Raw genomic sequence first — 13,589 nt, forward strand, 5'->3', positions numbered from 1 at the left:
GGAGCCTTATGAATGCAACGAAAACAAATCGAATGATCCTTATCCTGTCCAGCTTGTTTCTCTTCTCCTGCAACTCTTTTCTGGAAGAGAATCCCCGCGACCAGTTGCCGGAAAAGGAAATCTATACGAATGCCAACGCTATGTATCTCAATACCGTGGCAACGCTCTATAATTATATTGGAGGCTATGAGAACTCCCAGGGATTGCAGGGCACGAACCGGGGAGTGTACGACCTGAACACCTTCACGACCGACGAAGCGATCCTGCCCACGCGGGGCGGTGACTGGTACGATGGTGGTTTCTGGCAAGGCTTGTTCCTGCATCAATGGGGAACCAAAAGCAGTGAGATCCGGGCGACCTGGGAATATATTTATAAGGTGATCGTGTTGAGTAATAAATCGTTGGAGACGCTCGATGAATATAAAGATAAACTTACGGCCATTCAGTTGTCGGCCTGGCAAGCGGAAGTGCGCGCTTTCCGGGCGATGTATTATTTCTATCTGATGGATCTCTTCGGCCGTGTGCCTTTGGTGTTGAGTTCTTCCACACCGATGAGTGAGGTGCGACAGAGTGATCGTGGCGAAGTCTTTCGTTTCATTGTGGATGAACTGATGGCGGCAGCGCCCCACTTACCCCTTGAACGCAGCAATCACCAGGGCGAATACTACGGTCGCGTGACCCGTCCGGTGGCCTGGTTTTTATTAGCCAAACTGGCTTTGAACGCCGAGGTGTACACACACGACCAATGGACCACCACCTCCCGTCCCGATGGGAAAACTATTTATTTCCGGATCGACGGCGAACAATATAATGCCTGGGAGACGACCATCGCCTATTGTGACTCGCTGGCAGCGATGGGCTATCGCCTGTCGGACAACTATATATCGAACTTCGCGGTGTTCAATGAATTCTCTGTGGAGAATATCTTTACCATACCGATGGACAAACATTTCTATCGTCACCAGATGCAGAATCTTTTCCGCTCGCGCCATTATAATCATGCCAAGGCCTACGGGTTGGGCGGCGAGAACGGCTCGAGTGCCACGATCGAAGTGCTCGATACCTATGGCTATGGTACTGATTCTGTCGATACCCGTTTCACGATCTGTTATTTTGCCGATGAAGTACACGATCTGAAAGGCAATAAGATCCTTTTGGATAATGGGGAAGTCTTGGTTTATCACCCTCGGGAAGTGAAACTCGACCTCTCGGGAAGTCCTTTCGAAAAGACGGCTGGCGCGCGTATGAAGAAATATGAGATCGACCCCAAGGCGACCAAAGACGGTAAACTCTCCGACAATGATATCGTATTGTTCCGCTATGCCGATGTGTTGTTGATGAAGAGCGAGGCCAAGGTGCGTAATGGAATGAACGGAGATGCCGAATTGAATGCCGTGCGCGAACGGGTAGGGGAGCCGTGGCGTGAAGCTACCCTGCCGCGTATTCTGGACGAACGGCAGATGGAACTGGCCTGGGAAGGATGGCGGCGCAACGACCTGGTTCGCTTTGGACTTTATACCCGTGCCTACCACAGTCGCCCGCAGCTTCCGGACGAGGCAAACGGATATACCACCGTTTTCCCGATACCGGAAGATATCATTCGCTTAAATACAAATCTAAAGCAGAATCCCGGATATTGATCAGGCGGCTTTGCGCGCGTCGAGCCATTTGACCGTCTTGCCGTACGCGATCAGAGCAAAAGCGGAGACTAAAGCGATTGCACCGAAATAATACCAGATATAATGCGCGTTGGCGCTGGCTGCCAGCCATTCTTCGTGTGAACCGAATAAAGCCGGTTCCGGACAGTATTTACTCAACAGGAAACCGGAAAGGCCAAATCCGAGGATTGAAGAAAGGAAGGAATGTAGATGGCTGAAGCCTAAATACAATCCTTCTTCACCTTTAGGCGCCTGCAGGGAGAAGAATTCAAGGAAGCGGGGGGAGATAAAGGTCTCCGCCAGCCCTTGGAAGATAATACCTACCACCATCATAAAGGCTACCGGGTGCATGCCGAGCATCGTCTGCCCGGCATCCAACACATTGCCGTAGGCCATACATAAAGCGGAAACAGGCATGATAAACATACCCACGGTCATCGAAGTCAACGCCGTTCGCTTGCGCATCAATTGAGTGACCAGGTTGACCGTCAGTACAACCACCAGCGGATTCACATTCGCATACCAGGAGGGCGAAGCACCTTCACCCGCCAGGCGAAGCACGTATTTCGGCATCGTAGCGTACAACTGATGCTGCACCATCCAGAAGCCGGTGATGATAATAATCAAGGTAATCAACCGGCCGTTGGTACATACTTTCAATAGCGCCTGCCCGATCTGTTTGAATGTTTTGCCTTCTCCGCTATGCTGAACGCTTTTATAAAAGAACCAGATAGCCAACAAAGCCAGGAAAGTCATCGTGGCAGAGAAATAATTCAGTGTGATCAATCCCTCGTTGCCCATCGCCTCACGAAGGGGTTTGACAATAGTCTTGCCGGAGAACGATCCGATATTCACCATCGAATAGAAGATCGAGAAACCTTTGGCGCGGTTCTCCGGCGTCGTCTCTTTGGCCACCGTGCCGGAGATCACACTCTTGATAAAAGATCCACCGATCACAATCAACGCCATGATCGGAAGAATCCCGTAGCGTAGATTGTTTTCCAACAGGCCGGTGAACTTCGTCGTCATACTATACTCAACCAAGCCCGCCGATTCCAATAGAGTGGGGAAGATGCCTAACCCGGCATAGCCGATGGTCAATAAGGAAAAAGCCAATAACATGGAATTACGAAAGCCGATCTTATCGGCAATCGCCCCGGCAAACGTAGGAAGCAGGTATAAACAAGCGGAGAATACCCCGGCAATGGTTGCAGCCTGGATATCGTTAAATCCTAAAATGCGACTCAGATAAAGGGTGATTACGATAAAAACCCCGTAATAAGCGGCACGCTCAAAGAGTTCGACTACATTGGCTACCCAGAATGCTTTACTCCACTGACTTTTTGTTTTTCCCATGCGTATGTGTTTAGATTCGAGTGCAAAGAAAAAGAAAAAGCGCGAGGTGTACAAATCGGAGTAGCCTATGTAGTCTTGTCCTTAATATTCGGGTAATACAATCAAGTCTTTGGCGAAGTTGGTGTTGATGATTTTATAAACGATATAATCATTATCATCATGTCCGTGTTTATTGTAGAAATCCAAGGGGATGATACCAACACGCACCGGGGCTTTTCGATCCTTTAAATAGTGTTTGAGAAGTCCTGACATAAAAGGATTCATAATGGGTTTTATATTCACTCCACCATCCCATGCGTACGACCAAGGGGTATGGGTAAGGTTAATCCCATAGCCTATGCTATTAAACAGGATGAACATGTGTTTGCTATACGCCCTGTCTTTAGTCGAAAGCGCTATGGCTTCGTCTATTGCGTCCGCTTTTTTCTCGGTTTTGTGGAGTTTTAAGAATTTGAGATACATATCTTCCACATAAAATGAATTCTTATGATTGGTAAATATGCCTACGGAATCTTCCGGGAATTGGTCATAAATATTCACACCCCATTGACCCGTTTGGGGTTTGGCAAAACGACGAAGTATCACTATTTTACCTCTAACCTCGTCCAACGTAGGAATACGTTCTTCTTTAAACACCTTATTGATCGGATTGGTGTCATCGGCGAAATACTTTTCCATCTGTTTGGTTAGTGTGCCACCGTTTTCTCCTTTAACCGACATCAGGATGGTCTCGCTCGGATGTTTCTCCAGGAAGCTATTGCATGTTTTTAATGCGTCGGTAAACGAGAACCCGCAATAGTCGATGCCATGACATACCTGGAAATTATCATCGATACGAATATCCAGAAAACGTATCCCATCTCTCAACTGAGTGGCCAGACTGAAGTTCTGGCATTTGGATGGACCCGCACTTACCTTATCCGTTCCGGTTCCGCTATCGTGTGTGCCCGGTATCGACAATTCGTAGAGGTATTTCTTTCCGTCCAGGTGTTTCATCCAGCTCTCTGCCGGGGAACTGGTCGGAACAAAGCAGACAACGAACGGTTTAGTCGCTCCGGAAGGATCGGAAATATAGAGATCATTCATTCTGGGACTTATAATAATCATGCCATTTCTGACTCTGTTTTGCACGATTTCATCTTTAGCCGATGTTTTGTCTTTTTGTATGGTGAAAGAAATACCTTCCGGACATTCAACCAGGTAATGTGTGTATAAGTTGTTGTTTAAGGAGAAGTTAAAGCTCGAACGGCGTTCTTGATCGGCATGCGGTTTATGCCGGCTGCTGATGTATTCGTAGCCTGCGTGAGCTGTAAAGACGGTATATTCGACGTTGAATTTACCTCCCGCACCTTTGGGGTTGGCGATGTAAAGATTGCTTTTTTGAGTCATTTGGGTGATGGAACCGTTCGTCAGGTTTCGGGCGTAGTATTCGTCTTTCCCTCCATTTTCAGGCCATCTGTAATCTTCTTTCACATCAAAGTTGACCGTATCCGGACAATTCCATAATATATGGGTGCCGGAGATCATATCCTTCGTGCTGAAATTGTCGCTCGAGCGTTCGTCTTCTCCTTTCATTGGTCTTCTTTCACTCGTCACAGTGCGGGTGGCCTCGTCAGTGCTTGCACCCACTAACGGAGGATTTTCATCGATTGGCGTGTCGTCGTCACATCCGGTAGCTAAAAAGCTTAAGGCACTTAATAAGATAAGTGCAAATTTGAATTTCTTCATCTCTGTTTGAATTATTGTTACTGATTATTAGCTGAGATCTAATTTATATTTTGCGCGTTTAGATTTACAATGATATTGTGTAAGATCACAATAAAAGTATACTTCCTTTCTTGTTTATAATACGGTAATGTGTTCTGTTAGATAGGAGCAAAGATATGAAGTTTCGATAAAAGAACAAACGCGGAAACGCTGATCAGGCCTAAGTTTGACAGGGGTTATCCCGTGAGGAGAAGGACGGTTTTTATGTGCGCATTGAATATTAAATTGAGTACGGGATTGGTTTTTGTTTCCGATGGAAAGGTTAAAAAATGTTTTTGGCGATATAAATGTTATCTATAATTGCATCGGATATTATCTATCAGATAGGGCATACCTTTGCACTGTCATCAAGTAAATGTTTAACGAAACACAGGCAATAACGGTTCTTTTCGGCTATATGTCTGTTGAAAATCAATTAAAATTAAAATTAAAATTTATGGAACCAATTATCAATTCAAAATTACCGGAGTTCAAAGTAGAAGCGTATCAAAATGGAGCATTTAAGACTGTAAATAGTGAAGATCTCAAAGGCAAGTGGGCGATCTTCTTCTTCTATCCCGCCGATTTTACTTTTGTTTGCCCGACTGAATTAGTCGATCTGGCCGGCAAGTATGAGCAGTTGCAGGCAATGGGTGTAGAAGTCTATTCTGTAAGTACGGACTCTCACTTCGTGCACAAAGCATGGCATGACGCTTCGGATAGCATCCGCAAGATTAAGTATCCGATGTTGGCCGACCCGACAGGTGTCTTGACCCGTGCTTTCGGTGTGATGATCGAAGAAGCCGGTATGGCCTATCGCGGTACATTCCTGATCAATCCGGAAGGACAGATCAAGCTGGCGGAGATCAACGATAACAATATCGGCCGTAACGCCGACGAATTGGTGCGTAAGGTTGAAGCTGCCCTCTTTGTCGCAGCTCATCCCAATGAAGTCTGCCCGGCCAAATGGGAGAAAGGCAAAGACACCTTGAAACCCAGTATTGACTTAGTAGGAAAGATCTAAGATGTTAGATACTGCCTTAAAACAACAAGTGACAGAAATCTTCTCCTCATTGGGAGCGGATTTCTGTCTGCATGTGTATGTTTCGCCGTCGCACGAGAGCCGCCAGGAACTGCTTGAATTATTGGAAGGTGTCGCTTCCTGTTCCGACAAAGTTTCCGTACAGGTGACGGATGCGGAAGGCCTGGTGTTCTATCTGTTGAAAAACGGTGAGCGGACGGGCATCTCTTTCCGTGGCGTACCAACGGGACATGAGTTTACCTCCTTGTTACTGGCGATACTTAATAGCGACGGCAAAGGACGTAACTTCCCCGATGAGCAGATCAGCCGGCGAATCCGGAACCTGAAAGGCCCGATCCGCTTGACGACCTATGTGTCCTTGACCTGCACGAACTGTCCCGATATCGTTCAGGCATTGAATATGCTGACAATAATCAATCCGGCGATCACCCATGAGATGGTCGACGGTGCGATCAACAAGGATGAGGTGGAAGCCTTGCACCTGCAAGGAGTGCCGGCTGTCTTTGCCGATGGACGTTTGTTGCATAGCGGCCGGGGCGACTTGGGCGAGCTTTTGATCAAACTGGAAAATCAGTATGGTACTGACCCTTCAGCCGTTGAAACGGAAGCGATAGCCAAAGCATACGATGTAGTGGTGATCGGCGGAGGCCCTGCCGGCTCGGCTGCTGCGATCTATTCGGCGCGCAAAGGCTTGCGTGTAGCTGTCTTGGCCGAACGGATCGGGGGGCAGGTGAAAGAGACGGTAGGCATTGAAAATCTGATTGCCACACCCCGTACCACCGGTGCCGAACTGGCTGGTAACCTGAAGTTGCACATGCAGGAATACGCCATCGATCTCTACGAAAACCGTCAGGTAGAAAAGGTTGAGGTGGAAGACGGAAAGAAGATTATCCGCGTTGCCGGAAACGAAACATTCACTGCTCCGGCCTTGATTATCGCTACAGGTGCGGGCTGGCGCAAACTGAACATTCCCGGCGAAGCGGACTATATGGGACGAGGCGTTGCCTTTTGCCCGCATTGCGACGGACCGTTCTACCAGGGCAAAGAGGTTGCTGTTATTGGTGGAGGCAATTCCGGCATTGAAGCAGCCATTGATCTGGCAGGGATATGCGCGAAGGTGACGGTCGTAGAGTTTCTCGAGGAATTGAAAGCCGATCAGGTCTTGCAAGAAAAAGCGCAAAACACGCCGAATATAGAAATCTTCAAACATACGCAAACGACAGCCGTCGTAGGCAATGATGAGAAGGTAACCGGACTGAAAGTCAAAGACCGGGCAACGGAAGAAGAACGCCTGATCGCTTTAGATGGTATCTTTGTGCAGATTGGCTTATCGCCCAACAGCTCTGTTTTCAAAGACTTGCTCCAGATCAACCGCGTGGGTGAGATCGAAGTCGATACCCATTGCCGCACCAGCGTGCCGGGCATCTACGCCGCCGGTGATGTGGCCACCACTCCCTTTAAACAAATAATCATCGCCATGGGCGATGGCGCCAAAGCAGCCCTTTCCGCGTTCGATGACCGTATCCGCGGGAAGCTCTCTCTTACCACATAAAAGTTTCGCACCCCCTTCCACCTTTCACCCGGTCGCCAGATCCCTGTATTGATCGGCGTTTCGGGTGAAGGAATCCCTTAAAAAACGACAGACCTGGAGGCTTCCCGAAAAAGGCCGGCGGCCTTTTGGAAAACTCCGGCAGCCTTTTAGAAAAGGCCGGCAGCCTTTTGGGAAACTCCGGCGGCCTTTTTCGGGAAGCCTCCATGTTTTTCCAAGCCTTCACCCGAAACGCTGATCAATACAGGGATCTGGCGACCGGGTGAAAGGTGAAGACCGGGGTGAAAACTTTTATGTGTAAAAAAAACGAGGCTATTCCCGGTTGGAGATAGCCTCGTTTTTGTTGTATTGTATTCCTTAGATCTGGCAAGAGCAGATCGTTGGGATCAGGTTGCGGTCGCCGTAGGCGTTGTCCACGCGGGCGACATTGATCCAGAACTTACTGTCGTGCAGCCAATCCAGTGGGTAGGCCGCTTTCTGACGGCTGTACGGATGCGACCAGTCGTTGCCGGTCACTTCGTATTCCGGATGCGGAGCGTTCTTCAACACGTTGTCTTCTTTGTCGGCAGCGCCACTCTCTACTTCTTCGATCTCTTTCCAGATGCAATCCAATACTTCGAGGAAACGATCGAGCTCGGCTTTGCTTTCGCTTTCGGTCGGTTCGATCATCAACGTGCCGTGAACCGGGAAGGAGAGGGTAGGAGCATGATAACCAAAGTCCATCAGACGTTTGGCGATATCCGACTCGTCGATGCCCGAACGGTCTTTTACGTTGCGACATTCCAGGATCAACTCGTGGCCTACACGTCCTGTAGCGCCGCTATATACGATGCCATAGGTGTCTTTCAATTTGGCGGCCAGGTAGTTGGCGTTCAGGATCGCGATCTTCGTCGATTGCGTCAGTCCTTCCGTTCCCAACAGGCGGATATACGCGTAGGTGATCGCGGCAATACCGGCGCTTCCGTAAGGAGCGGCAGATACCGTGTTCAGGTCGCTTCCCCAGGCAATCGGGTGTGAAGGCAGGAAAGGTACCAGATGCTCGGCTACACAGATCGGACCCACGCCCGGTCCGCCACCACCATGCGGTGAAGCAAAGGTCTTGTGCAGGTTCAGGTGGCATACGTCCGCGCCGATGGTTCCCGGATTGGTCAAACCTACCTGAGCGTTCATATTCGCGCCGTCCATATAGACTTGTCCGCCGCAGTCGTGAACGATCTGGCACATCTCTTTGATGCACACCTCGAAGATCCCGTGCGTAGAAGGATAAGTAATCATGGTCGCGGCCAGGTTATCGCGGTTGGCTTCCGCTTTTTCACGGAAGTCGTCCAGGTCGACATTGCCATTGGCGTCGGTCTTCACCGTAACGGTTGAATATCCGCATTGGATAGCACTTGCCGGGTTTGTTCCGTGTGCCGATGCCGGCAGCAAAACAATGTTCCGATGGCCCTGTCCGATACTCTCCAGGTAGGTATGGATCACACGCAGTCCCGCGTACTCACCGGCTGCTCCGGAGTTCGGCTGTAGGCTGGCGCCCTTGAATCCGGTGATCTCTGCGAGGTAAGCCGATAGGTTCTCCAACATTTCTTTGTAACCTTCCGTTTGCTCTTCCGGCGCGTAGGGGTGGATATTCTGGAACTCCGGACGACTAAGCGCCAGCATCTCAGATGCCGCGTTCAGTTTCATCGTACAAGAACCCAGAGAGATCATCGATTGAGCCAATGAAATATCGCGTCTGCCCAAGCGGGTGATGTAACGCATCAGTTCCGTTTCCGTGCGGTATTTCTTGAACACATCCTGTTGCATAAAGTCCGAAGTACGGTTGAATGCCGGATCGAAATAGCGTTTGGTTGGGATCGCGTCTTTCAACATATAGTCCTTACCGGCAGCTCCGGCGAAGATATACAACAGTACACCGATATCGGTCGATAAAGTCGTCTCGTCCAGGCTGATACCAATCTGTCCACCTTCGAAGTAGCGCAGGTTGACTTTGCATTCCAGAGCGATCTCACGCAAAACATTCATCGATACATCAGCCGGAAGTTCGATCTTCAGCGTATCGAAATAGTTCGCGTTCAGTTGTTTGTAACCCAGCTTTTCCAGTTCTTCAGCTAAGAAGCCGGCCTGGCTGTGTATGCGTTCGGCGATATTACGCAGCCCTTCCGCGCCATGATATACCGCGTAGAACCCGCTCATTGTTGCCAATAAGGCTTGAGCCGTACAGATATTGGAAGTCGCTTTCTCCCGTTTGATATGTTGTTCGCGTGTTTGCAACGCCAGGCGATAGGCTTCGTGTCCATAAGCATCTTTGGAGATACCGATGATGCGTCCGGGGATCGACCGTTTATAGTCGTCCTTGCAAGCGAAGTAAGCAGCCGAAGGACCGCCGTAGAACATCGGAATACCAAAGCGTTGGCTGGTTCCGAAGACCACATCGACACCCCATTCTCCCGGAGGAGTGAGCAATACCAGGCTCATCAGGTCGGCCGCTACGGCAACCTTCACGCCTTGCTCATTGGCACGTGCCACAAATTCTTTATAATCTTCAATCGAACCGTTTGCATTCGGGTATTGAACCACCGCAGCAAACACATCCGGAGTGCATTCAAATTTCTGGTAATTACCCGTTACCACCTTGATTCCCAGCGGGATCATGCGTGTATGGATAACTGCCAATGTGGACTCATATACGTTCTCATCCACAAATACGGTATTCGCTTCGGCCTTCACCTGCGCACGCGAACGGGCGCCGTAGAACATTGTGATCGCCTCGGCAGCCGCAGTGGCTTCGTCCAATAACGAAGAGTTGGTCAATGGCAACGCCGTCAACTCGCTGATCATGGTCTGGAAGTTGATCAATGCTTCCAGGCGACCCTGAGAGATCTCTGCCTGATAAGGTGTATACGAGGTGTACCATACCGGATTCTCAAATACATTACGCAGGATAGGAGCGGGGCAAACCGTGTCGTACCAGCCCATACCAATGTATGACGTGAAGATTTCATTCTTGGAAGCTAACTCGCCTAAGTGTTCCGCCAGTTCGCGTTCGGTCATGGGTTCCGGTAAATCCATAGGCTTGTCCAGACGTATATTCGAAGGAATAGTCTGATCGATCAGTTGATCGAGGGTTTCAACACCTACTGTTTCTAACATCGACGGGATATCCTCCGCCGTAATACCGACATGTCGGTTTACAAATTTATTTGTGTCCATAGTATCTATAAAATAGTTTATATATGCTTCAGCGTTTACAAGAAAGGATTGCTCCTCTTCTCCGCAAAAATCGTTGTCTCAGAACCATGCCCGGGATAGACGATCGTTTCGTCGGGCAAAGTTAAAAGTTTATCTTTGATTGCCGCAATTAAAACATCCATATTTCCGCCCCAAAGATCCGTTCGCCCGATACTGCCGGCGAATAAAGCATCTCCGGAAAACAGATAGCCGTTCTTTTTATTATAAAAAGCAAGGCTTCCCGGCGAATGTCCCGGAACGAGCAGGGCCGTCAGTTCGGAATGTCCGAAGGAGATACTCTCCCCGCCGACCAGTTGCTTGACGATCGGTATGGCCTTGATCTTCAACGGCAATCCCAACCTTTGTGCCTGCTCGTCGGCAGTAGGCAACGCGGTCACATCCGCCTTATGGGCTTCGGGCGAGAGGCCATACGTTTGATAGATAAAGGCATTACCCAGGATATGATCCAGGTGGAGATGGGTGCACAAATTGTGTTTCAATACCAGTTTGTTCTCTTCGATGTAACGACTGACTGCGTTTTCCTCCTGTGGATTGATGCAACCACAATCAATAATAACCGCTTCGTTCGTACTGTCGTGAACGATATAGGTGTTGACTGAGAAGTAGTTGAACGCAAATGACTGAACAGTGATCATAGCGGGATATAGACGATTTTCTTTGTTTCAAAAAAAGGTTCCTTAAAGTGATTTTGCATATCGATCGTAATGGCTTGCTTCTTGAACGGGAGCACTTCGTGATGCAATTCGCCCCCTTTCAGGCATATCAGGCCGTTGGGCAGGGCGTTCCGGTGTTCGGTAGCGATATTCTTACGTACGATCTTTGCCAGGTCGGCCAGCGGCATCACCGCACGGCTGACCACAAAATCGAACTTTTGCTTCTCCTCCTCTCCCCGGCAATGGCGGAAACTGACGTTCTCCAACCCGATGGCATCGGCAACGGCTTGTCCCACTTTGATCTTCTTGCCAATACTGTCGATCAGATGAAACCGCACCTCCGGAAAAAAGATCGCCAACGGAATACCGGGAAATCCACCACCCGTGCCCAGATCCATCACGGAAGATCCATCCTTGAACTTCAACATCTTGACAATGCCTAAAGAGTGCAATACATGATGCAGATACAGGTTCTCGATATCCTTCCGGGAGATCACATTGATCTTCGCGTTCCAGTCGGTATACAACGGATAAAGAGCGGCGATCTGTTCTTTTTGCTTCGCACTCAATTCCGGGAAATAAGCGAAAATATGTTCCATGATTATTGTAGAAGTATAGCTATCGGGCTTTCCGGTTGCAGTAAGTGTTTGATCTTTTCGAAAGGGAAATGAACGCTGGTCACGCCGATCACGTAAGCCGCAATCTCATATTCGTTGAAAGAGTAAGTGATACCTTGCCCGTCGATCAGGAAATTACCGTTTGGGTAGATCTCATCGATACTGAAGTAGCCCATGTTTTCCAATTCTTTCGGATCTTCCAAATCGTTTTGTTCGGCAATAGCATCGACCAGCATTTGGGCGAGGGACGTTTCGAAACCGGGAATGAAAATCTCCGCTTCGGTGATAAACTCACCACGGGTCAGGTCGATCACATGGTTGGTCACCGAGTGCGCCGGATGTGCTCCGCCGGTGTAGTTCTCGAAGGTAACCGTATAACTGATCAGGTTATCCGCGTTGAACATGATTTCATTGTTGGAAGTCTCATAATACCCATACCAGGCACCCACCGGAGAGGTGTCCGCATTTTTCAAGTCTTCTTTATAATCCTCTTCCAACTCTTTATACATCTCCAGATAACTCTCTACGTATTCATTTACAGCCTCCTGTGGAGAATACATATCGTAAGTCTCCCCAAAATAAGAGAAGGTAAAAAGCTTTTGCACCTTATCCAGAATCTCTTTGTTCGCAAATTTTGTCGGGAAAGTAAAATTTAGTTGCAGGTCGCAATTCGGATTCTCCGCATTTTCCAAAAGATGATACGCCTCTTCTTTCTTGAGGGTCGTGAACTGAATATCATTCTTCTGCCCCTTCTTTACCTCGGTCTTGCAACCGGACAACATAAAACCCACCGCCAACAACACGCTCAGGCCTTTGTATAATTGAACTTTCATTGTATATCTCTATTATAGGATTAAACTCATGTCAGATACGTCTCCGTCAATTTTATGAATACAAATTTACGCCATTCTATCATATAAACAAGTTTGAAAGAATATATGTTGCCGTAAATCCTCGACACTTCTCCCTCCCTTTTTTATCGATATGACTTTTCGTATTCCCTCTATATATTATATGTATAGGAAGTCGGAAGAATATATCTATTATACCTCCCTTCCCTCCATACTCTATCCTCCCTTCCCCGAAGAATTATTTGTTTGTTGATAACCGTCAACACATTTGTTGACAATTATCAACAAATACCTACCCCTTACAATAAACTGATTTACTGCCTCTTATACCCCTCTAAAATCAAGGAAGAAAAACATCGCACTTTAACCGACAAAACATTGCGCTTTTATTTTCTTCCCCTTTTTTTTCTTCTCCCCCTAACCCCCGCCAGATGAGCCCTATATGATTTCTTTTGTTTTTTTCTTGCAAAAAACCTTCGAATTAATTTGGAAGTATGTTTAATAACACTACCTTTGCACCCGCAATTGAGCAATCAACTGCTGCTTTTCGAAAGCGAAAAGCGCCTTAAAGAAACGAGTTCTTTGAAAGATTTACATCCAACAAGTAGTACAAGAGACGTGTATATCTAATGTTTAATGATTAATTATTAATGATTAATTGTTTCGTTAGAGGATACAGGAATTAACACCGTCATTTACTTGAATATTTGGAGTAGCGAGCGCAGAAGCCATGTTTACATGGATTATGCCGAGTCACGACAAATATCTGAGTTTACTTGATCTATTAAATTTAGGTTAATCGTCATGAGTCATAGGAAAAAAATAAAACAAACAATTTATACAACGAAGAGTTTGATCCTGGCTCAGG

General features: G+C 47.9%; 9 protein-coding genes. 3 read left to right on the top strand and 6 right to left on the bottom strand.

Annotation, left to right across the window (positions count from 1 at the left end):
- The first annotated feature begins 8 nt into the window (after nucleotides 1-8).
- Nucleotides 9-1,640 (top strand): RagB/SusD family nutrient uptake outer membrane protein, encoded by a 1,632-nt coding sequence (locus M2133_RS02080; protein ID WP_277464299.1) that lies wholly within the window; start codon nucleotides 9-11, stop codon nucleotides 1,638-1,640.
- Here M2133_RS02080 and M2133_RS02085 read toward each other — a convergent pair whose 3' ends face one another.
- A complete protein-coding gene (locus tag M2133_RS02085; protein WP_277464300.1) occupies nucleotides 1,641-3,014 on the bottom strand; it encodes an MFS transporter in 1,374 nt (457 codons plus the stop codon).
- Nucleotides 3,015-3,095: 81 nt separating this feature from the next.
- Nucleotides 3,096-4,742, bottom strand: a complete 1,647-nt coding sequence (locus M2133_RS02090) for a phosphatidylinositol-specific phospholipase C (protein ID WP_277464301.1) — start codon at nucleotides 4,740-4,742, stop codon at nucleotides 3,096-3,098.
- A gap of 475 nt (nucleotides 4,743-5,217) precedes the next feature.
- Here M2133_RS02090 and ahpC point away from each other — a divergent pair, with 475 nt between their 5' ends.
- Together ahpC and ahpF are read left to right on the top strand one after the other, a co-directional pair.
- Nucleotides 5,218-5,784: an alkyl hydroperoxide reductase subunit C gene (ahpC, locus tag M2133_RS02095; RefSeq protein WP_277464302.1), complete on the top strand. Its 567-nt coding sequence runs from the start codon at nucleotides 5,218-5,220 to the stop codon at nucleotides 5,782-5,784.
- Nucleotide 5,785: 1 nt separating this feature from the next.
- Nucleotides 5,786-7,354 carry an alkyl hydroperoxide reductase subunit F gene (gene ahpF, locus M2133_RS02100; RefSeq protein ID WP_277464303.1) on the top strand — a complete coding sequence of 523 codons (1,569 nt, stop codon included), beginning with the start codon at nucleotides 5,786-5,788 and terminating at the stop codon, nucleotides 7,352-7,354.
- Nucleotides 7,355-7,708: 354 nt separating this feature from the next.
- Here the strand turns inward: ahpF and gcvP are convergent, their stop codons facing one another.
- From gcvP to M2133_RS02120, 4 genes are read right to left on the bottom strand one after another with little or no spacing between them, the layout of a single operon-like run.
- Nucleotides 7,709-10,561, bottom strand: a complete 2,853-nt coding sequence (gene gcvP / locus M2133_RS02105) for an aminomethyl-transferring glycine dehydrogenase (RefSeq protein WP_277464304.1) — start codon at nucleotides 10,559-10,561, stop codon at nucleotides 7,709-7,711.
- Between the two features lie 35 nt (nucleotides 10,562-10,596).
- Nucleotides 10,597-11,235, bottom strand: coding sequence for an MBL fold metallo-hydrolase (locus tag M2133_RS02110; RefSeq protein WP_277464305.1), 639 nt, complete (start codon nucleotides 11,233-11,235; stop codon nucleotides 10,597-10,599).
- A complete protein-coding gene (rsmG, locus tag M2133_RS02115; RefSeq protein ID WP_277464306.1) occupies nucleotides 11,232-11,852 on the bottom strand; it encodes a 16S rRNA (guanine(527)-N(7))-methyltransferase RsmG in 621 nt (206 codons plus the stop codon). The genes M2133_RS02110 and rsmG overlap by 4 nt, the downstream gene beginning before the upstream one ends.
- Nucleotides 11,853-11,854: 2 nt before the next feature.
- Nucleotides 11,855-12,703, bottom strand: a complete 849-nt coding sequence (locus M2133_RS02120; protein ID WP_277464307.1) for a DUF3298 and DUF4163 domain-containing protein — start codon at nucleotides 12,701-12,703, stop codon at nucleotides 11,855-11,857.
- Between the last annotated feature and the right edge of the window lie 886 nt (nucleotides 12,704-13,589).

Source organism: Parabacteroides sp. PF5-6, from assembly GCF_029504695.1.
Lineage (GTDB): Bacteria > Bacteroidota > Bacteroidia > Bacteroidales > Tannerellaceae > QVMG01.